Annotated in this window: 20 protein-coding genes; 10 read left to right on the forward strand and 10 right to left on the reverse strand. The window is 66.3% G+C overall.

Features of this window, described 5'->3' with window-relative positions; all coding sequences use genetic code 11:
• Positions 1-36: 36 nt before the first annotated feature.
• The 3 genes from ABB25_RS11400 to ABB25_RS11410 are packed head-to-tail and all read left to right on the forward strand — an operon-like array spanning position 37 to position 2719.
• A complete protein-coding gene (locus ABB25_RS11400; RefSeq protein ID WP_057666902.1) occupies positions 37-1362 on the forward strand; it encodes a Y-family DNA polymerase in 1326 nt (441 codons plus the stop codon).
• A gap of 48 nt (positions 1363-1410) precedes the next feature.
• The gene (locus ABB25_RS11405) at positions 1411-1872 is read left to right on the forward strand and encodes a DUF192 domain-containing protein (protein ID WP_057666904.1); all 462 of its coding nucleotides are present in this window, start codon (positions 1411-1413) and stop codon (positions 1870-1872) included.
• Between the two features lie 7 nt (positions 1873-1879).
• The gene (locus tag ABB25_RS11410) at positions 1880-2719 is read left to right on the forward strand and encodes a SirB1 family protein (RefSeq protein WP_057666907.1); all 840 of its coding nucleotides are present in this window, start codon (positions 1880-1882) and stop codon (positions 2717-2719) included.
• Positions 2720-2728: 9 nt separating this feature from the next.
• On the opposite strand, the gene ABB25_RS11415 is transcribed toward ABB25_RS11410, so the two are convergent.
• On the reverse strand, positions 2729-2920 hold the full coding sequence (locus tag ABB25_RS11415; protein WP_083488285.1) for a rubredoxin: 192 nt from the start codon (positions 2918-2920) through the stop codon (positions 2729-2731).
• Between the two features lie 64 nt (positions 2921-2984).
• On the opposite strand from ABB25_RS11415, the gene thiE reads away from it, so the two are divergent.
• Together thiE and hemL are read left to right on the forward strand one after the other, a co-directional pair.
• Positions 2985-3620 (forward strand): thiamine phosphate synthase, encoded by a 636-nt coding sequence (thiE, locus tag ABB25_RS11420; RefSeq protein ID WP_057666909.1) that lies wholly within the window; start codon positions 2985-2987, stop codon positions 3618-3620.
• Complete coding sequence (gene hemL / locus ABB25_RS11425) at positions 3617-4909, forward strand: glutamate-1-semialdehyde 2,1-aminomutase (protein WP_057666912.1); 1293 nt, start codon at positions 3617-3619, stop codon at positions 4907-4909. The genes thiE and hemL overlap by 4 nt, the downstream gene beginning before the upstream one ends.
• Positions 4910-4982: 73 nt before the next feature.
• Here hemL and azu read toward each other — a convergent pair whose 3' ends face one another.
• Entirely contained in the window at positions 4983-5432 is a 450-nt protein-coding gene (azu, locus tag ABB25_RS11430) for an azurin (RefSeq protein ID WP_057666915.1), read from the reverse strand.
• 98 nt (positions 5433-5530) lie between these two features.
• Between azu and ABB25_RS11435 the strand changes: the two genes are divergently transcribed.
• Positions 5531-6154, forward strand: coding sequence for an HAD-IA family hydrolase (locus ABB25_RS11435; protein ID WP_057666917.1), 624 nt, complete (start codon positions 5531-5533; stop codon positions 6152-6154).
• A 77-nt stretch (positions 6155-6231) separates the two neighbouring features.
• On the opposite strand, the gene ABB25_RS11440 is transcribed toward ABB25_RS11435, so the two are convergent.
• Positions 6232-7458 carry an acetylornithine/succinylornithine family transaminase gene (locus tag ABB25_RS11440; protein WP_057666918.1) on the reverse strand — a complete coding sequence of 409 codons (1227 nt, stop codon included), beginning with the start codon at positions 7456-7458 and terminating at the stop codon, positions 6232-6234.
• A gap of 68 nt (positions 7459-7526) precedes the next feature.
• Between ABB25_RS11440 and ABB25_RS11445 the strand changes: the two genes are divergently transcribed.
• Positions 7527-8402, forward strand: coding sequence for an ion transporter (locus tag ABB25_RS11445; RefSeq protein ID WP_057666963.1), 876 nt, complete (start codon positions 7527-7529; stop codon positions 8400-8402).
• A gap of 22 nt (positions 8403-8424) precedes the next feature.
• Here ABB25_RS11445 and ABB25_RS11450 read toward each other — a convergent pair whose 3' ends face one another.
• A complete protein-coding gene (locus ABB25_RS11450) occupies positions 8425-9081 on the reverse strand; it encodes a protein kinase family protein (protein WP_057666920.1) in 657 nt (218 codons plus the stop codon).
• 85 nt (positions 9082-9166) lie between these two features.
• Here ABB25_RS11450 and ABB25_RS11455 point away from each other — a divergent pair, with 85 nt between their 5' ends.
• On the forward strand, positions 9167-11182 hold the full coding sequence (locus tag ABB25_RS11455; RefSeq protein ID WP_057666922.1) for a bifunctional DedA family/phosphatase PAP2 family protein: 2016 nt from the start codon (positions 9167-9169) through the stop codon (positions 11180-11182).
• Positions 11183-11205: 23 nt separating this feature from the next.
• On the opposite strand, the gene ABB25_RS11460 is transcribed toward ABB25_RS11455, so the two are convergent.
• The 4 genes from ABB25_RS11460 to ABB25_RS11475 all read right to left on the reverse strand — a co-directional run bounded on the left by ABB25_RS11460 (position 11206) and on the right by ABB25_RS11475 (position 14780).
• Entirely contained in the window at positions 11206-11790 is a 585-nt protein-coding gene (locus ABB25_RS11460; RefSeq protein ID WP_057666925.1) for an LON peptidase substrate-binding domain-containing protein, read from the reverse strand.
• Positions 11791-11871: 81 nt separating this feature from the next.
• Positions 11872-13242, reverse strand: a complete 1371-nt coding sequence (mpl, locus tag ABB25_RS11465) for a UDP-N-acetylmuramate:L-alanyl-gamma-D-glutamyl-meso-diaminopimelate ligase (RefSeq protein ID WP_057666965.1) — start codon at positions 13240-13242, stop codon at positions 11872-11874.
• A gap of 304 nt (positions 13243-13546) precedes the next feature.
• Positions 13547-14110 (reverse strand): adenylate kinase, encoded by a 564-nt coding sequence (locus tag ABB25_RS11470; RefSeq protein ID WP_057666926.1) that lies wholly within the window; start codon positions 14108-14110, stop codon positions 13547-13549.
• A gap of 154 nt (positions 14111-14264) precedes the next feature.
• Entirely contained in the window at positions 14265-14780 is a 516-nt protein-coding gene (locus ABB25_RS11475; RefSeq protein ID WP_057666928.1) for a hypothetical protein, read from the reverse strand.
• Positions 14781-14920: 140 nt separating this feature from the next.
• On the opposite strand from ABB25_RS11475, the gene ppa reads away from it, so the two are divergent.
• The gene (ppa, locus tag ABB25_RS11480; protein WP_057666930.1) at positions 14921-15460 is read left to right on the forward strand and encodes an inorganic diphosphatase; all 540 of its coding nucleotides are present in this window, start codon (positions 14921-14923) and stop codon (positions 15458-15460) included.
• Positions 15461-15747: 287 nt separating this feature from the next.
• A complete protein-coding gene (locus tag ABB25_RS11485) occupies positions 15748-16710 on the forward strand; it encodes an HDOD domain-containing protein (RefSeq protein WP_244477815.1) in 963 nt (320 codons plus the stop codon).
• Between the two features lie 142 nt (positions 16711-16852).
• Here ABB25_RS11485 and ABB25_RS11490 read toward each other — a convergent pair whose 3' ends face one another.
• Both ABB25_RS11490 and ABB25_RS11495 read right to left on the reverse strand, forming a co-directional pair.
• Positions 16853-19720 (reverse strand): TonB-dependent receptor plug domain-containing protein, encoded by a 2868-nt coding sequence (locus tag ABB25_RS11490; protein ID WP_057666935.1) that lies wholly within the window; start codon positions 19718-19720, stop codon positions 16853-16855.
• 54 nt (positions 19721-19774) lie between these two features.
• Positions 19775-20662: a helix-turn-helix domain-containing protein gene (locus ABB25_RS11495; protein WP_057666936.1), complete on the reverse strand. Its 888-nt coding sequence runs from the start codon at positions 20660-20662 to the stop codon at positions 19775-19777.
• Positions 20663-20769: the final 107 nt, after the last annotated feature.

Below are 20769 nucleotides of genomic sequence, written 5' to 3' on the forward strand. Positions count from 1 at the left end.
CAGCCGCGCCCTCCCGCTGCGCTGACTGTGGCTGCCATGACCCTGCGTTACCTGTTCGTCGACTTCAATTCCTACTTCGCCTCGGTCGAGCAGCTCGATGAACCGGCCCTGCGCGGGCGCCCGGTCGCGGTGATCCCGGTGGCCAGTGAAGGCACCTGCTGCATTGCTGCCAGCTACCAGGCCAAGGCTTTCGGGGTAAAGACCGGCACCGGGGTGCGGGAGGCGCGCCAGCGCTGTCCCGATATCGTGTTCAGGCTGGCCCGTCCCGAGCGCTACATCGCCCTGCACCATGAGCTGATGGCGCTGATCGGCCAGTGCATTCCGCATGAAACGCCGGCTTCCATTGACGAGGTGGCCTGCCCGCTGCTGCTCAATGAACGCTCCGAAGCCGCCGCGCGCCGGATTGCCGGGCAGATCAAGGACGCCCTGCGCCAGCGCTATGGCAGCGCGCTGACCTGCTCGATCGGCATCGCGCCCAACCGCTTCCTGGCCAAGACCGCCGCCGACATGCACAAGCCCGACGGCCTGACCGTGCTGCAGCAGCACGACCTGCCGCAGGCGCTGCATCCACTGTCATTGAACGAGCTGTGTGGCATCGGCCCGTCGATGCACCGGCGCCTGCTTGCCGCCGGGATCGACACCACCGCACAGCTGTGCGCGGCCAGCCCGCGCCAGCTCAAGGCGATCTGGGGCGGCATCGGCGGCGAGCGCTTCTGGGCCGACCTGCACGGGGTGGACAGCCCGCTCAGGCACAGCACCACCCGCTCGATCGGGCATTCGCATGTGCTTGGCCCTGAGCTGCGCTGCCTGGCCGGCGCACGCGCAGTGGCCGGCAAATTGTTGGCCAAGGCAGCGATGCGCCTGCGCCGTGGTGGCTGGAAGGCCACCCAGCTGCAGCTGACGGTGCGCCTGCTCGGCCGCGAGCAGGGCCTGCAGGCGCAATGCCGGTTTGCCGCCATCGATGACAGCCAGCAGCTGCTGCACCTGCTCTGGCAATTGCTCGCGCCCTTGCCCGACAGGCTCGGCAAGGCCGATTGCCCGGTGGCGATCGCGGTGGTCCTCAGTGGCCTGGAGGCTGCCGGCATGCACGCTGATGAGCTGTTCGACGACCCGCAGCAACGGCGGCGGCGCTCCCTCAACCAGGTGCTGGATGCGGTCAACCAGCGCTACGGCAACAACACGCTGTATTTCGGCGCCTTGCAGGCGGCCATCGCCACCGGTGCCGCGCCGCTGCGGATCCCCTTCCAGGTGATCCCCGATGTCAGCACCCAGGGAGAGGCCCGGCCGCTCCCGCGGCGGCGGGCGGATGGCCGCTGCAGCACCCCTGCCCGGGCCGGGTCCCTGCGCCGCCTTGACGGATAAGCGACGCTTGCCCGATGGTGTCCCCCATCCGTTTGACGAGCCGACCCGATGAAAGCTGCCCTGCTCTCCAGCCTGCTGCTGGCCCTGCTCTCCACCGTGCTGCCGGCCTGTGCCAGCAATACATCGTTGCCATGGGTCGAACTGGCCGGACAGCGCTATGAGGTCGAGCTGGCCACCGATGACCACAGCCGCGCGCAGGGCCTGATGTACCGCACCCAGCTGCCCGCCGGACGCGGCATGCTGTTCATCCATGAGCGCCAGGACTGGCAGGCGTACTGGATGAAAAATACCAAGATCGCGCTGGACATCCTGTATTTCGACAACGACCTGCGCCTGGTCAGCCAGCAGCGCAATGTGCCGCCCTGCCCACCGGCCAGCCAGTGCCCGGCCTATCCCAGCGAAGGCCCGGCGCGTTATGTGCTTGAACTCAATGCCGGCCATGCCCAGCGTCTACACCTGCAAAACGGTAGCCGGCTGATACTGGGGCCCGGCATTCCCACTGCGGATTAACAGCGTAATGAGCCTGTCACTGCCTGACTGGAGCACATTGGCCGATACCGATGATGCGCAATGGCCGCTGCTGGCCGCCGTGCTGCGGGTCGCTGCCGATGAATATCCCGGGCTGGATGTGCAGGCCTGCGCGGCGCAGCTGCAGGCCCATGCCGATGCCCTGGCCACCGAAGTGGCCAGCATCGGCTCATTGCCATTGAAGATGGCGGCAATCAACCGCTACCTGTTCCAGGAACAGGGCTATGGCCCGGCCGATGATTACTACGCCGCCGACAACAACCACCTGCAACAGGTACTGGCCAGGCGTCGTGGCAACCCGATCGCGCTGGCGATCGTGCAGATGGAAGTGGCCAACCGGCTGGGGCTGGCGGTACATGGCATCGCCTTCCCCGGCCATTTCCTCACCGCACTGGACCTGGGCGATAACGCGCTGCTGGCGATGGACCCCTACCACGGCGGGCATCCCCTGGGGCTGGAGCAGATTGAAAAGCTCGCCGCCCAGCACCTGGGCGGCCAGGCACTGGAAGCAGAACTGCTGGTGCGCCTGCTGATGCCCTCGCCGGTACGCGGGATCGTGCTGCGCCTGCTGCGCAACCTGCAGCGCAGCTGGGACCTGCAGGGGCAATGGGACAAGGTGGCACGCTGCGCCGACCGCCAGCTGCTGCTGGCGCCGGACAACACCGCGGCGCTGCGCGATCGCGGCCTGGCCTATATGCAGCTGGGGCACCTGGCCGCCGCCCGGCATGACCTGGACACCTACCTGCAGCGGGAACCGCAGGCACCGGACAGCGAAAAAATCAGCCAACTGCTGCGCAATGCGCCGGTTTTCAGCGGACGCATGCATTAGCACGCAGTCTCAGTCGAGCACGAACATCTCAAAATCCTGCTTGCCCATGCCGCAGTCCGGGCAGCACCAGTCCGCCGGCACATCGGCCCAGCGCGTGCCCGGCGCGATGCCCTCTTCGGGCAGGCCATCGGCCTCGTTGTAGATGAAGCCACAGACCAGACACATCCAGCGCTGCAACGGCGCCAGGTTCAATGCAGACATCAGATAACCACCGTTGGCGGGCAATGGGCGATCATTATTGCCTTCCCGCCGCACAGCTCAAGCAATGACCCCTACTTCCGTGATGTCCGGCGTGTACCTGATCACCCCGGACCAGAACGACAGCCAGGCCCTGCTGGCCGCCACCGAGCCACTGCTGGCCGCCGGGGTCGCGCTGCTGCAGTACCGCAACAAGCGCGCCGATGCCGCCCTGCGCCTGGCCCAGGCCACCGCACTGCAGGCACTGTGCACCCGCCATCAGGTGCCGCTGCTGATCAATGACGAGCTGGAACTGGCCGTGGCCGTCGGCGCGGCCGGCGTGCACCTGGGCGAGGATGACGGCGACATCGCCGCCGCCCGTGCGGCCCTGGGCCCGGAAGCGATCATCGGTGCCTCCTGCTACAACGAGCCGGCGCTGGCCGAGCGTGCGGTTGCGGCTGGCGCCAGTTATATCGCCTGGGGCGCGTTCTACCCGTCCACCACCAAACCACTGGCCCGCCGCGCCGACCCACAGCTGCTGCGCGACGGCCACCGCTTCGGCGTGCCGCAGGTGGCCATCGGCGGCCTGACCCCGGACAATGCCGGGGCCTTGGTCGCTGCCGGTGCCGACCTGCTGGCGGTGATCAGCGGCATCTACGCCGCACCTGACCCGGTTGCCGCCCTGCGCGCCTATCAAGCCTGCTTCAAGGAAGCCCAACGATGAACCACAGCCAATCCTCCGCCCTGTTCGCCCGTGCCCAGACGCTGCTGCCGGGGGGTGTCAACTCACCGGTGCGCGCGTTCAAGTCGGTCGGCGGTGAGCCGTTCTTCGTCGCCCGTGCCGATGGTGCGTACCTGCACGATGTCGATGGCAATGCCTACATCGACTACGTCGGCTCCTGGGGCCCGATGATCGTCGGCCACAACCACCCGAAGGTGCGCGCAGCGGTGGCGGCGGCGATCGACAACGGCCTGTCCTTCGGCGCGCCGTGCCCGGCCGAGGTGACCATGGCCGAGACCATCACCGCGCTGGTGCCGTCCTGCGAGATGGTGCGCATGGTCAACTCCGGCACCGAGGCCACGCTGTCGGCAATCCGCCTGGCCCGTGGCGCCACCGGCCGCAGCAAGATCGTCAAGTTCGAAGGCTGCTACCACGGCCATGGCGATTCGTTCCTGGTCAAGGCCGGCAGCGGCATGCTGACCCTGGGCGTGCCGACCTCGCCGGGCGTGCCGGCCGGCCTGTCCGAGCTGACCCTGACCCTGCCCTACAACGATTTTGACGCCGCCACCGCGCTGTTTGCGCAGCAGGGCAGCGAGATTGCCGGGCTGATCATCGAGCCGGTGGTCGGCAATGCCAACTGCATCCCGCCGCGTGACGGCTACCTGCAGCACCTGCGTGCGCTGTGCAGCCAGTACGGCGCGCTGCTGATCTTTGACGAAGTGATGACCGGCTTCCGTGTCGCCCTGGGCGGCGCGCAGGCGCACTACGGCATCACCCCGGACCTGACCACCTTCGGCAAGATCATCGGCGGCGGCATGCCGGTGGGCGCCTATGGCGGCCGGGCCGAGCTGATGAACCAGATCGCTCCGGCCGGCCCGGTCTACCAGGCCGGCACCCTGTCCGGCAACCCGGTGGCCATGGCCGCCGGCCTGGCGATGCTGGAGCTGGTCAGCGAGCCGGGCTTCCACGAGCGCCTGTCGGCCACCACCGCACGCCTGTGCGCCGGTCTGGAAGCCGCCGCGGCGCAGGCCGGGGTGGCGGTGACCACCAACCAGGTCGGGGCGATGTTCGGCCTGTTCTTCACCAACGAGAAGGTGGAAACCTATGCCCAGGCCACCGCCTGTGACGTGGCCGCGTTCAACCGCTTCTTCCACGCCATGCTTCAGCGCGGGGTGTTCCTGGCCCCGTCGGCCTACGAGGCCGGTTTTGTGTCCGCCGCGCACACCGACGAGGTGATCGAGGCGACCCTGGCCGCCGCGCGCGAGGCGTTCAAGGTGGTCGCTGCCGGCTGATCGCTGCCTGCCCGCTGCGGCAACGCAAAAGGCCGGCAATGCCGGCCTTTTGTCTGTCTGCATGCTGATGCGATCAACCGAAGGTCAGCTTGCCCTTCATCATTCCCCAGTGCCCAGGGAAGGAGCAGAAGAAGGTGTAGTCACCGCCCTTGCTCAGCTTGCTGGTGGCAAAGCGCACCCGGGTGGTGGCCCCGCCACCGATCATCGGCGTGGCCGCAATCACCCGCGCATCGTTTTTGGGCAGATGGTTGTCGGCCAGGCTGGCGCGCATGCCGGCCTGCGCCACCGCGGTGAAATCCTTGGTTTCGGTCAGTACCCAGTTGTGGCCCATCACCGCCACCGGACGGGTACCGGTATGACGCAGGGTCAGTTCGACCTGGGTGCAGTCGCCAGGCACATTCAAACTGGCCGTGGAGAACTGCATGCGGTCATTGCTGTCGATGCTCAGCGCACAAGTGCGTGCGTAGGCAGACGGCGCCAGGGCCAGGGCGGCAAGTGCCAGCAGGGAAGAAAGCAGTTTCAAGAAACACTCCTTGCAACAGGGAACAGGCATTCTAGACAGCGCATCCAAGACAACCACTGATTGCACGCAATGCGTTAATACCTGCGACACTTTTGCCGATGACTGCACCGCTCATCCGCCCTGCCCTGCTGCTGCTGGACTTCGATGATGTCCTTGCCGATTTCAACCCGCGCGCACGCAACCAGGCACTGGCCCATAGCCTGTCGCTGGATGCCGACAGCATTGCCAGCGCGCTGGCTGCCCTGGGCCGCGACGCGGTCACCGGCAGTGACCCACAGCAACTGGACACCGTGCTGCAGCGTCTGCAACAGCGGCTGGACTGCGCGATCAGCACCGGGCAATGGCATGCCGCCCGCATGGCCGCCACCACGGTGCGCCGCGATTGCCGCCAGCTGCTGCTGGGCATTGCCCCGGTCTGCCCGCTGGCGATCCTGAGCAACAATCCGGCAGCGCTGGCTGCCCCGATTGCCATGGCCCTGGACCTGCCCGGGCTGGACAGCACACGCGTGCTCACCGCCGGCCAATTGGGCCTGCACAAGCCCGACCCGGCCTGCTTCACCGCGGCCACCGCACAACTGGGAGCCGATCCGGCACGCACGTTGTTCATCGACAACCTGTTCACCAATGTCCGTGGCGCCCGCAGTGCCGGCCTGATGGCCGACACCGCCCACCACGCGCAATCCTTGCGACGGGTACTCAAGCGCCATCACCTGCTGCGCTGATCTGGCCTGGAGGCAACAAAAAACCGCCGGTTTGCCGGCGGTTTCCTGCTATCTGCCATCTGCTGGCAATACGCGGCTCAGCGCGCGGCCATGTAGGCAGCAATCGCCGCACGCACCCGCTTGAGGCCTTCGGCCAGTTCTTCGTCGGTGATGTTCAACGCTGGCACAAAGCGCAGCACGCTGGTGCCGGCCTGCAGGATCAGCACCTGCTGCTCGGCCGCCAGGTTCTGCAGTGCCCCGATATCGGCCACGAATTCGGGCTTGAGCTGTGCACCGATCATCAGGCCCATGCCGCGCACCTCGGCAAATACCCCGAACTCGGTGCCGATGGCTTCAAGACCGGCCTTCAGTGCCGCCGACTGACGGGCGACATTGGCGGTGATTTCCGGACTGGACAGCTTGGCCAGCGCGGCACGTGCCACGGCAGTGGCCAGCGGGTTGCCGCCGAAGGTGGTGCCGTGCGAGCCCACGCCCATGGCGCTGGCCACCTTCGGCCCGGCCAGCATCGCGCCGATCGGGAAACCACAGCCCAAGGCCTTGGCCAGGGTCACGATGTCCGGGGTCACGCCCCAGTGCCAGTGCGCAAACAACTGGCCGCTGCGGCCCATGCCGACCTGGATCTCGTCCAGCACCAGCAGCGCATCGTGCGCGTCGCACAGCTCACGCGCACGGCGCATGAACGCCTCGCTGGCCGGCACCACACCGCCCTCGCCCTGCACCGGTTCGAACATCACCGCGGCCACGTCGCCGGCAGCCATGGCTTGTTCCAGCTGGGCCACGTCATTGAAGTCGATGTAGCGGAAGCCACCGGGCAACGGCTCGTAACCGGCCTGGTACTTGGGCTGGGCGGTGGCGGTCACCGTACCCAGGGTACGGCCGTGGAAGCTGCCACGGCAGGTGATGATGGTGCGCTTGTGCGCATCGCGGCCGGCATTGGCCGCCCACTTGCGCACCAGCTTGATCGCCACCTCGTTGGCCTCGGCGCCGGAATTGCAGAAGAACAGCCGCTGCGCAAACTTCGAGGCGGTCACCAGCTCCTCGGCCAGGCGCAGCGCCGGCTCGGTGTAGAACACGTTGGAGACGTGCCACAGCTTGTCGGCCTGGGCCAGCAGCGCGGCCTTGAGGTCGGCATCGTTGTGGCCCAGCGAGCACACCGCGATGCCGGCAGCCAGGTCAATGAACTCCCGCCCTTCCACATCCCAGACGCGCGCGCCCTGCCCACGCTCGAGCACCAGCTGGCGCGGTGCATACACCGGCAGGTAGTAGGCGGACTTGGACAACAGCGCGTCAGTAGCAGCATTCATGGCGGTAACGGGGCCGATGGGAAAGTGTCATTGTCCCCCATTCCCCGCCCTGCGGCACAATGCCGGCCATGAAACTTTTCTCCACCCCACAGCTGAACCCGGCCAGTGACAGCGGCTGGCGCAAGCGCTGGTTCGACATCATCCACCGCCATGACACCCCGGCCTCGCGCCGTTTCGACATTGCGCTGGTGCTGGCCATCCTGGCCAGCGTGCTGGTGATCATGCTCGACAGCGTGCAGGCGATCCATGCCCGCTTTTCCGGCTGGCTGTATGGCGTGGAATGGTTCTTCACCGTGCTGTTCACTGCCGAGTACGTGCTGCGCCTGAAGGTGGTGCGCCGGCCGCTGCGCTATGCGGTCAGCGTCTGGGGAATCATCGACCTGCTGTCGATCCTGCCGGCCTACCTGTCGTTGTTCATTCCCGGCGCACAGGCGCTGCTGGCGGTGCGCATCCTGCGCGTGCTGCGGCTGTTCCGCATCCTCAAGCTGACCCGCTACGTCGATGAAGGCGGCGTGCTGATCGGTGCGCTGTGGCGCAGCCGGCGCAAGATCATCCTGTTCCTGTTTACCGTGTTGACCATCACCGTGGTCGCCGGTGCGCTGATGTACGTGATCGAAGGCCCCGAGCACGGTTTCCACTCCATCCCCGGCAGCATGTACTGGGCGATCGTGACCATGGCCACGGTCGGCTATGGCGACATGGTGCCGCACACGTCCATCGGCCGCTTCATCACCTCGGTGCTGATCCTGATCGGCTACTCGATCCTGGCCGTGCCCACCGGCATCTACACCGCCGAACTGGCCGGCGACATCATCCGCCAGCAGGCCGGCAACAGGCGCCGTGACGATCGCGGCTGCATCATCTGCGGCCACGAAGGCCACGAGTACGAAGCCAGCCACTGCAACCGTTGTGGCCACGCGCTGCCGCAGCACTTCTCCCATTGATCCGGGAGCGTGGGCGGCCAGCTCACTGGCGCGGGCCGCGGCCTTCGTTGTCCTCCCAGCGCAGCAGCTTGCGGGTGATGAAGCGGTACACCGGCTTGCCGGTGGCAAACCACAGCTCGCGCACCCAGGAGCGACGCCGCAGCAGGCGCTTTTCCACCGGGGTCAGGGCCTGCGGGCAATAGGTGCGTTTGTGCTTGAGCAGGTGGCGCAGGTCCTCACGGGCCAGCAGCCGCAGCCAGCGCGAGCGCGGGTGGCCGACCACCGCCAGCTGGAAGTCGATCAGACCGGGGCTGCCATCGGCCAGCACCAGCCAGTTGGCCTCCTTGGCCAGGTCGTTGTGGGCGATGCCACGTCGGTGCAGCTGCTGCAGCAGCCTGCGTGCCTGCTGGAAATACGCCACATCGCCCCGCGGCGGCGCCTTGAACATCGCCGCCCCGTGCATGAAGCTGCGCTCCAGATGGGTGCCGTCCCAGGCCAGCAGGCGCGGCGTGGCCGGCATGTCGCCCAACGCGGACAGCGCGCGTGCCTCGCGCCGTGCCAGCCACCAGGCCGGCAGCCGCAACCACCCTGGGGTCACGCTCAAATCGCGGCGGATGAAACACTGCTGCCCCTGTTGCACCAACAGGATGCAGCCAAAACTGTCCGCCTTCAGTGCGGTGATGGTTGGTTTACTGGACATGGCCTGCAGTGTAGACAGCGCTCATCGCTGAATGGGAAGGTGGGAAAATACAGGCAAGCTTGCCCGGCGCCGATATAATTTTTCGATGAATGCTTCCTGGATCGATGGGCTGCTGGCGTGGATCGCGGCCAACCCTGCACTGGCCGGCGTGGTCGTCTTCGCCATCGCGTTTTGCGATTCGGTCATTGTGCTGGGCGCGATCGTGCCGGCGCTGCCGCTGCTGATTGCCGTTGGCGTGCTGATCGGCCTGGGGGAGCTGTCCGGACCCTACACCGTGCTGTGCGCGACCCTCGGCGCGCTGGCCGGTGATGGCCTGAGCTACTGGATCGGCCGCCGCTGGGGCGACCGCCTGCGTGCGGTCTGGCCGTTCTCCAAGCATCCGCAACTGCTGGAACGCGGCGAGCTGATGTTCCGCCGCAACGCGTTCAAATCGATCCTGATCGCGCGCTATGTCGGCGCCATCCGCCCGTTTGTGCCGGCGGTGGCCGGCATGGCCAACATGCCGCTGAAAAGCTACCTGCGCGCCAGCGTCATCGCCGCCGTCTCCTGGGCGGTGCTGTTCCTGCTGCCGGGCTGGATCCTGGGCCAGGCCTACGAGGCGGTCGCCGCGGTAGCCGGCCGCCTGCTGATGGTGCTGGCGGCGCTGGCCACCGTGCTCGGCCTGGCCTGGGCGCTGGTGCTGTACACCTACCGCTGGTCGGCAGAGCGGCTGGATGGCTGGCTGGCCACCCTGCTGGCCTGGTCCGGGCGGCACCCGTTGCTGGGCCAGTTCACCGTCGGTGTGCTTGATCCGCAGCGGCGCGAGGCGGTGCCGCTGGCCGTGCTGGCAGTGATGCTGCTGGCGCTGGGCTGGGGCGGCTTTGCCCTGCTGATGACCGTGGTTTCGCACGGCGAACCCCTGCAGCTGGACCTGGCCGTGCATCAGGCCATGCTCTCGCTGCGCAATCCGCTGGCCGACTACCCGATGACCACCCTGGCCTCGCTGGGTGACTGGCAGGTGCTGCTGCCGGCCATCGCGCTGGGAATGGGTTACCTGGCCTGGCGGCGGCGCTGGATGGCGGTGGTGCACTGGCTGCTGGCGCTGGCCTTTGGCCTGGCCCTGACCGAACTGCTCACCGCCACCGTGGACATGGTGCGCCCGGCCGAGGCCAGCAGTGGCTTCGGTTTCCCGTCCGTTGCGGTGACCATGACCACGATCACCTTCGGCTTCTTTGCCGTACTGATCGGCCGCGAGCTGCCCGGACGCAACCGGGTCTGGCCGTACCTGCTGTCCGGGGCGATTGTCGCCACGATTGGCTTTGCCCGCCTGTATCTGGGCGCGCACTGGCTCAGCGACATCCTCGGCGGCATGCTGTTCGGCCTGTTCTGGCTGCTGGTGCTGGGGATCGCCTATCGTCGGCGCTTCAACCGGGGGTTCTGGATCACCCCGGTGTGCTGGCTGTTTTACGGCGGTTTTTTCGCCGCCGCGCTGTTCTACGCCCCGCGCAACCTGGAGGCCAAGCTGGGCAAGTTCGAACCGGCCAGCCCGCCGGCCCAGCAGGTTCCGCTCAGTGCCTGGCAGCAGGACGGATGGCGCCGGATGCCCGCGGTGCGCAATGAATTTGATGATGACCAGCGCTGGCCGCTGGATGTGCAGCTGGCCGGTGACCTGGAGCAGATCCGCCAGCAGCTGCAGGCCGATGGCTGGCATGCCCAGCCGCAGGCCGGCTGGGAACAGGCACTGCACATGCTCGACAGCGACAGTGCGGCCAGCCAGGTGCCGGTGCTGCCGGCCACCCTGGATACCCGGGTCGAATCGCTGCTGATGCTCAAGCCCAGCGGTGCCGACCAGCTGTATGCCCTGCGCCTGTGGCGCTCGGATGTGGTGTTGCAACCCGGGGCGCAACCGCTGTGGCTGGGCACCGCCCAGACCCTGCATTTCCAGCGACATTGGGGCCTGGTGGGGCTGTGGCGCCCGGTACCGGGGCCGGTGCCGGCCATCCGCGCCGTCGAGCAGGCACTGCATTCGCTGCAGCCAGCCATTGAAAATCACCCGGAAAGCGGCGTGCCGGTGCTGCGCGCCCAGCTGCTGCCGGAACCTGCCTCAGCCCCGCTGCGGTAAGCGCAGCTGCGGCAGCAGCGGGGTCAATCCGGAATCCAGCCCAGCAGCAGGCTGAGCCGCTGATGGACATCATCCTGCTGCAGCAGTTGCAGCCGCTGCCCCTCTTCCAGCGGCAACAGCTCGGCCAACCGCCAGCCAACCCACGCGGCCTGCTCGAACAATTCCTTGCCGGCCTTGGCATACGGGCCACCGACCTGCTCGATGATGCGCTCAAGCAGCAGCGACAACAGCGCATGCTCCGGCCGCACCTCATCGTCACTGTCCGGCGGGCACCACTGCACCTGGCCGATCACCAGGCCGTTGTCACTGACCTGGACCTGTTCGACCTGGAAGCGGCGTGCGCCGCGCAGCCGCAGCAACAACATGCCATCGGCGCCGGTGTCGAAATCCTCGATCCTGGCCTCTACCCCCCAGCCGGCCGGCATCGCCGGCGCACCGACCTCCTCGCCATCCAGGATCAGGCAGATGCCGAAGGTGCTGTTGGTACGGCTGCAGTGACGCAGCAGGTCCAGGTAACGGGGTTCGAAGATACGCAGGGTGATTCCGGCGCCAGGCAACAGGTTCCCGTGCAAAGGGAACAGCGGTAACGCAGTCTGTGAGGTAACCATGGCTAGAACATCAGCGGTTGCATGTGCGTGCCAGCATAGCGCCGGCACGCACCTGACGCAGCACCCAGGCCAGCGCCGGGCTTAACCGCACCCACCCTGCAGACGCGCCAGCAACCGGCGTGGTGCGTTGTCAAAACCACCATTGGACATGAACACGACGTGGTCGCCGGCAGTGACCTGCCCGGCCAGCACGTCCAGCAGCTGTTCGCTGTCGGCCACCGCACGGGCCTGGCCACGCACCTGGCTGATCACCGCGGCCGCATCCCAGGCCAGCTCCGGACGGTGCAGGAACACCACCGCATCGGCCAGCTGCAGCGACGGCGCCAGCGCGGCCGCATGTGCGCCCAGGCGCATCGAGTTGCTGCGCGGCTCCATCGCCACCACGATCCGCGCATCGCCCACCCGCGCGCGCAGCCCCGCCAGCGTGGTGGCGATGGCGGTGGGATGGTGGGCAAAGTCGTCATAGACAGTGATGCCATCGACCTTGCCGACCACCTCCAGGCGCCGCTTGATACCGCCAAAGCCTGCCAGTTCAGGCATTACCGTGGCCGGGTCGATACCGACGGCGTGCACCGCGGCCAACGCCGCCAGCGCATTGAGGACATTGTGGTTGCCCAGCAGCGACCAGTGCACCTGGCCCAGGCACTGCTGGTTGTGGAACACCGCAAAGGCGCTGCCGTCAGCGGCCAGCAGTTGTGCCTGCCACTCCACCCCGGGCTGGAAACCAAAGCGTTCCACCGGCGTCCAGCAGCCCATCTCCAGCACCCGGGCCAGGTTGGCATCGGCGGCATTGACGATCAGCCGGCCATTGCCCGGAACAGTCCGCACCAGGTGATGGAACTGGCGTTCGATGGCGGCCAGATCCGGGAAAATATCGGCGTGGTCATATTCCAGGTTGTTGAGGATGGCCACCCGCGGGCGGTAATGTACGAATTTGCTGCGCTTGTCGAAAAACGCGGTGTCGTACTCATCGGCCTCGACCACGAAGGCCGGGCCTGTGCCCAGCCGTGCCGAGACGCCAAAATCGGGCACCACCCCGCCAATCAGAAAGCCCGGATCCTGCCCGGCACGGTCCAGCAGATAGGCCAGCAGCGAGGTGGTCGTGGTCTTGCCATGGGTACCGGCCACGGCAATCGTGGTGCGTCCGGGCAACACGTTCTGCGCCAGCCACTGCGCCCCGGAGGTGTAATCCAGCGCCTGGTCCAGCACGTGTTCAACGGCCGGATTGCCGCGCGACAGGGCGTTGCCGACCACCACGCTGGCACAGTCCGGGCCGATGTTTTCAGGCAGGTAGCCGTGGCGCAGTGCAATGCCCAGCTGCTCCAGCTGGGTGGACATCGGCGGATAGACCGCCTGGTCACTGCCCTCCACGCTGTAGCCCAGTTCGCGTGCCAACGCAGCCACGCCGCCCATGAATGTTCCGGCAATGCCGAGGATATGGATCGTGCTCATCAGCGCATTGTCACCGATTGCCCAGGCCAAGGGCAGGTGTCAGGCAAACCCTGACAACCGATGAGCCAAATACCGATAGGTGCTGCCGCTGGTGCCATCGATACTGTTCCACGGCCAGCCCGGCCGATCTTCATGACGCCCCTCCCCTGGGCACATCCCCGATGAAGACCGGCCCCGGCTCTGAGCAAGCCAGCTGGCTGCTGATACGCGGCACTGCAACGTCTCCCCACGTTACTGCTGCCGTGTTGTGCACAAAAAACCCCCGCTGCAAGGCGGGGGTTTTATTTATCCAGGCACGGCCGGCTTACTTGCCCAGCGCAGCCAGAATGCGCGCGAACACCTCATCCAGGGTACCCACGCCATCGACCTTGGCCAGCGCACCGCGGCTTTCGTAGAAGCCGATCACCGGGGCGGTGGAATCGCTGTAGACCTGCAGGCGCTTGCGTACCGATTCGGGGTTGTCGTCTTCACGACCTTCAGCCTTGGCACGGCCGGCGATCCGCTCGACCAGCAGCTCGTTGGCCACATCCAGCTGGACCACCGCCTGCAACGGCTGGCCGATCGACGCCAGCAGGGCTTCCAGTGCATTGGCCTGGGCCACATTGCGCGGGTAGCCATCAAGGATGAAGCCGTTGGCCACGTCCTCGCGCGACAGCCGCGAACGGATCATCCCCAGCAGGATCTCGTCAGAGACCAGTTCACCGCGGGCCATCACTTCCTTGGCCTGCAGACCCAGTTCACTGCCGGCTGCCACTTCGGCGCGCAGCAGGTCGCCGGTGGAGATATGGGGAATCTGCAGTTCATCCTTCAGGCGGGCAGCCTGGGTGCCTTTGCCAGAACCGGGCGGGCCCAACAGAACCAAACGCATATGCGCACTCCATAAACAGGGGGAGGGAAAAGATACGGCGCGCGCGGCCATCAGACCAGCGTTACAACCAACACCGCAAGGCGGCCAGTCTAGCGCATGACCCTGTTGCGGCGCTTGCCCAGGCTACCGGCATGTCCCGGCAGCGGCAGCACTTTCAGCCACAGCGGCCCTGCAGCTGCCAGTAGGCGCGCCACTGCGGCAAACCGGCCAGGCGCTGCCGGGCCCACTGCTCGCGTGCCTGCTGCAGATAGATGCGCTCCCGTCCCTGGGCATCGCGCGGCCGGCTTGTGTCAGCCGGTTGGCGCCGCCACAGCCTCAGTTCCACCGCCAGACCAGGACAGGCCGCCGAGGGCACCATGATGCGCTCATCCAGCATCCAGCCCTGGCCGGGATCTTCGCCGCCCTGCTGCAACGGCAACAGGACCGCCCGCCGCCGGCAGTGCGTACTGCCTGCCACCGCCTGCAGCTGGTACGGCCGCTCCGGCTGGCCGGTAAACCGGCCCTGCAGGCGGGCGCAGGCCTCGGGAATCTGACGCAGCGTATGCCATACCCCGTCGGCCTGCGGACGCGACGGTGGACGTTGCCGCCCGGTATCGGGCGGGGCCGCCAGGGCCGGGGCCAGCAGCAGGGTACTGATCATCAGCAACGTCAGGCACGGGTTCACACGCATGGCATCACCGGGGAGTGGGACTGCCAGGCAGCTTTCACCGCAGCACCTGAACACCGCAGCAAGCACCATGCGATGCAACGCAGCAATGGCCAGCGTAGAATTGGCGGCCAATTTTATTCATCCCGATACTGGAGCCGCACATGGGCCTGGAGCTCGTCTCCCCCGGCAAGAACCCGCCGGAAGAAATCAACGTCATCATCGAGATCGCCAAGGACTCCGAGCCGGTCAAGTACGAAGTGGACAAGGATTCCAACGTCCTGTTCGTTGACCGCATCCTGTCCACCCCGATGCGCTATCCGGCCAACTACGGCTATGTCTCCAACACCGTGTGCGGTGACGGCGACCCGGCCGACGTGCTGGTGCTGCTGCCGTTCGGCCTGATCCCGGGTTCGGTGGTGCGTTGCCGTCCGGTCGGCGTGCTGAAGATGAGTGACGAGGCCGGCCAGGACGAGAAGCTGATCGCCGTGCCGGTGACCAAGATCTTCAAGGACTATGCCCACATCAATGACGTGGGCGACGTCGAGCAGGGCATCAAGGACCGCATCACCCATTTCTTTGAACACTACAAGGATCTGGAAAAGGGCAAGTGGGTCAAGGTCGAGGGCTGGGGCGATGCCGCCGAAGCCAAGCAGATCCTGGTCGAGGCCCTGGCGCGCTACCAGGCTGACGGCCAAGGCTGAACCGCACGCCAGCGCACGCTGATTCCAAGGTGCGCAGCATCACAAAACAGGGGGTTCGCCCAGCAGCGGATCTCCTGTTTTGGTTAGAGTTATGGGGTTAATGGCTGTATCTTGCGCAGCCGCAGGGGAAGAGCGTTCATATTCTGCTTGTAGGGGATGAAGCCGCACTGCCGGCCGAACTGTCCGAGTTCATCCATGCCTGGGGCGACGAGTGGGAAGTCACCCGCGTCAGCGATGGCAATTCTGCCGTCGCCGAACTGGCCAGCCATCCTATTGATGCCCTGATCGTGGCGCCCCATGTGGTCGGGCTGCCGCCGACGATGCTGCTGCTGCAGGCCCGCACGCTGCGGCCGGAAGCGATCCGGATTGCACTGGTGTCCGAGCACAACGCCGGCCGGCCGCCGTCGGCCCGCCTGATCGGCTTGGCCCACCGCTTCCTGCCCTCCCCGCTTGCTCCCGAAGCCCTGCTCGAGGCCCTGAGCAGCATTGAAGAACTGCGCGAGCTGCTGGACAACCCGCAGCTGCGCAATGCGATCGGGCGGATTGAAAAACTGCCCTCGCCACCGGGCCTGTACCTGAGCCTGACCGCCGCCCTGGAACAGGACAACGCCATCGACAATGGCCAGATTGCCGACCTGGTGGCCACCGATCCTGCGATCGCGGCCAAGGTGCTGCAGCTGTCCAATTCGGTATTCTTCAACAGCGGCCGCACCATCACCGACCTGCGCACCGCCGTGACCCGTCTGGGCCTGGCCACCCTGCGTGACCTGGTGCTGGCCAGCGAAGTGTTTTCCAGCAGCATCATCTCCGAGGAAAAGCGCGCCCAGCTGCAGCAACGCGCAATGATGTCCGCCCGACTGGCCTCACGCCTGCTGCCCAGCTCCAGTGCCGAGCTGGGTGCCACCGCCGCGCTGCTGGCCGATATCGGCCTGCTGCTGCCGGGGGTGGTCGAGCAGAACCAGAGCAGCGAACAGCACCAGACCCTGGGCCACGCCGATGCCGGTGCCTATCTGCTGGGCCTGTGGGGGCTGCCGATGCCGATCATCGAAGCGGTCGCCTTTCAACTTGAACCGGAGCGCAGCAACAGCCGCAACTTCTGGGTGACCGGGGCCGTGCACGTGGCCAACCGGCTCATCCGCAGGGAGCCGGTCAACCTGGACTACCTGCAAAAGACCGGCGCGCTGGACAAGCTGCCGCAATGGCAGCAACAGGCCGATCACCTGCTCGGACTGGCGGCCCAGCCGGCCTGATCCAGCACCGCCCCCTCCCGCTGAAAACCGCGCCACCGGCGCGGTTTTTTTATGCCGCCGACCGCACGGCAGGCCGGACCGGCGCCAGCAAAAAGGGTGGGCCTTGCGGCCCACCCTCCTTTACACCCGATGATCGGTTCGATCAGAAGCGCTGGGTGTACTTCATGTACAGGAAGCGACCGATATCAAACCCGCCGTAGTACGGGAAGTTCGAGTTCGGGGCCGAGAACATGATCGCACCGCGGTGGTTGAACACGTTGTTGGCACCCAGGGCGATGGTTGCGTTCCACGGTGCCTGGTAGCTGACCTGCAGGTCGTGGAAGGTGTTGGCACCCACCTTGCGCTGCGGTGCAGCCTCACCGTTGGCAAAACGGTCCGCATCGGTACACGGACGGTTGCGCACGCACGCTTCGGCCATCGAGGAGTAGTAGCGGGCGGTCCAGCTGGCGGCCCAGTCACCCAGGTTCCAGTTCACGCCCAGGTTGGAGCGCACGCGGAAGATGCCCGGGCTGCCGACGTAGCCGACCATGATGTCTTCACCGGCAGCATTCTGGCTGGACTGGTCATAGGTCGCCACGTAGGTGGTCTGCCAGTCGAAGCTGACATTGCCGTAGGCGGTTTCCGGCAGGCGGTACTTGACGCCCAGGTCGTAGCCTTCGGTTTCCATCTGGCCCAGGTTGGCCAGGCCGTAGAACATGGCATTGATATGGCCATCACCGGCACGGCTGACCGCACCACAACGCGAGGCATCACCCAGTACATAGCAGTCGCGCAGGATGCGGTCGACGCTGTCGGAGATGATCATGTCCTCGATCTTGTAGTTGAACCAGTCCAGGCTCACGTCCAGGCCCTGGACCCAGCGCGGGCTCCACACCAGACCCACGGTCTTGGAGGTGGAGGTTTCCGGCTTCAGTGCCGGGTTGGAACCGGTGATGAACTGGTCCGGGGTCTGGCACGGCCAGTCTTCGCAGGGCACCAGGCCCTGGCCGAGCTGGACGTAGTCCGGGGCCACGCCGGCGGCGGTGCAGGCCGCATTGCCGGCCACCGAGCCGGGCACGCCGACCGAGCACGGATCGGTGTAGGACTCGAAGCTGGCACCGGTGCCGCCGTAGAGGTTGTCGATCGACGGGGCGCGGAAGCCTTCGGCAAAGGTGCCGCGGACCAGCAGCTCGTCCATCGGGCGCCAGGTGAAGCCGATCTTGGAGTTGGTGGTGTCACCGAAGTTGCTGTAGTCCGAATAGCGCGAGGCCATGTTGACGGTCAGCTCCTTGGCGAACGGCAGGTCCGCCAGCACCGGCACGTTCAGCTCCAGGTAGACCTCATCCAGGCTGTAGTCGCCGGAGGTGGTGGTGCTGGCCAGGCCGGTGTACAGGCCCGACTGCGAGAAGGCATCGGGAATGAACTTGCCTTCTTCCTTGCGGTGCTCCACGCCCACGGCAAAACCGAGGTCGCCGGCCGGCAGGGTCATGATCGAGCCGGACAGGTCAGCGGTGAAGCTGGTGGTCTTGGTCACACCAGTATCGTTGTAGATCGGGAACAGGAAGTCCTGCACGGCCTTGTCAGCCAGCGAACCGGCACCGGCCACGCCGTAGGGCAGCAGCGGGTTCCAGGCATAGCAGCCGGCGATCGGGCTGGCGGCGGTGCCGCAACGGGCCACGCCATTGGCATCGATGAACGAGGTGCCCAGGGCCTGCTCGGAGGCCAGCAGCGACATGTCGCCACGTGCCGACTTGGCGATCTCGTTGCGGTTCCACATCGCCCCGACGTTCCAGTCGAAGGTGCGGCCGGCAAAGTCGAAGTAGCCCGACAGGCTCGGCGCAAAGCGCAGGGTCTTGAGCTTGCTTTCGGTGGTACGCGGCATTTCCCACAGACGACGACGGAACTCCATGTCCTTGCCCAGGACATTGAAGGCGCTGTCGGCGGCCAGCGGGGTGCCAAAGGCCTCCGACTGGTACGGGTAACCGGCGATCTGCTGGTCGGTGGTGCGCTCGTTGTAGAGCACATCGGCATTGAAGCTGATGGCGTCGGTCACGTCGTAGTTGCCGTTGACATACAACGACTTACGCTCGATGCCGGTGGACACCATCATCTGCTCGTTGGAGTTGGCGTTGTCCGCGGCGGTGTGCAGACGGTAGTCGGCACGGTTGGACGGATCACCACCTTCGCTCAGGGTGTACCAGAGCACATCGCTCGGGTTGACGTAGCCCGGCTCACCAGCCTTTGCGGTCGGGTGCAGGCACGGATCACAGAACGAGCCGTTCTGGCTGATCGGGCTGAAGCCGGCGCCCGGGTAGTCCGGGCCGGCGCTGCCGGAGCGGGAGTACCAGCGGTCACCGGCAAACACCGGCTCCTGCTTGGAATACTCGGCCGACAGGGTGACGCCACCGCGCTCGCCCTCGGCACCCAGGGTGAACGAATACTGGGTGGTGTCGCCGTCGCCTTCGCCGTACTGGCCGACATAGACCTGGGCCTCGGCGCCGTCAAAGCGCTTGCGGGTGATCACGTTGACCACGCCGGCGATGGCATCGGAACCGTAGATGGCCGAAGCGCCGTCCTTGAGGATCTCGATGCGCTCGATGGCCGACATCGGGATCTGGCTCAGGTCCTGGTAGCCGCCGGTGGTGGCGCCCAAGCGCTTGCCGTTCATCAGCACCAGGGTGCGGTTGGCACCCAGGTTGCGCAGGTCGATGTAGTAACCACCGACGTTCTCGCCCGAGGCCAGCGCATCGGAGCGCGAGATCGCCGGCGAACCGGCCGAGGTCAGGTTCTGCAGCACGTCGGCGACGGAGACAAAACCCTGCTTTTCCAGCGCTTCGCGGGTCATGGTCAGGATCGGCTGCTGGGTTTCCATGTCAGCCCCGCGGATGCGCGAACCGGTGACTTCCAGGCGATCCAGGGTGGTGGCACCGGCAGCGGCGCTGTCTTGCGCGCTGGCCAGCGAGGGTACCAGTGCCATGGCGATACCGGCCGGCAGCAGGCCCAGCCGGATCGCAGAATTACGCAACTTCATGTTTCTCTCCAAGTCGTAAAGGGCGCTCAATGAACGCCGCCCTGCACATTACGATCAGGAGAACGCGGCAACTTTGCGCCAGGCACCAGCTGGCTTTGCCGAATCAGCCAGCAAGCTTTCCCGATAGCGCGATGCCGACGTGCCGAATCTGGCCCGGAAGGCACGGGCGAAACTGCAGCAGTTGTCAAAGCCGCTGGCCGAGGCCACCTCGCCAATCATCATGTCGGTCTCGCGCAGCAGCAGCGCCGCACGCTCCAGGCGCAGGCGCGCCGACAACGACTGCGGGCTTTCCTCGTACAGCGACTGGAAAGTCTTGGACAGGTACCAGGAGGAGAAGTTGGTCAGCTCGGCCAGTTCGCCGATGCGCACCACCCGGTGGCTGTTGCCTTCCAGGTACATCCGCGCGCGCTGCATGCGCCCGAACACCTGGCGCTTGCGCAGCCGTGAACGCCCCGGGCAACGCTGCACCACCTCGCCCAGTTCGCTTTGCAGCGAGGCCAGATGCAGCAGCACCGGCCGCATGGCCAGCGCCGAACCATCGCTGTCGGCGAGCTTGCGCCACAGCCGCAGGGCGACCCGGGCCTCGCTGCGGTTGATCGTGCCGCGGCCGGCATACACCGCACAGTCGGCCAGCTGGCTCAACGCGCGCAGCGCATCGGCATCCAGGCACAGGCCAATGGCCAGGCCCTCGCGACCACATTGGATCATCGGCCGGGACTCCTTCTCAAAGGCAATCCACTGCCCGGCGTGCAGGCGGAACTTGCCTTCCTTGGACTCGATCCAGGAGCTGCCGCGCAGCTGCATCCACACCGTCATCGCATGCGCGCTGGCCTGCACGGTCCCCAGCCGCGAGGCGCCGATGCAGACAGGCGCCTGGCCATCCTCCGCCAGCTTGTCCGGATTGAGCACTTGGCCGCGATCGGCCCAGATGATTTTTCGCATGAGATCACCGCATTTACAAAAACTTGGCGTTCGTTTTGCCAAGTTCGTGCAGCAGTGTCAGGAAAGTCCTACGAAGGGCCGCCGAGGTCTTTCCGAAATTCATGCCG

Origin of the sequence: Stenotrophomonas koreensis, from assembly GCF_001431525.1 — a bacterium.
GTDB lineage: Bacteria > Pseudomonadota > Gammaproteobacteria > Xanthomonadales > Xanthomonadaceae > Stenotrophomonas > Stenotrophomonas koreensis.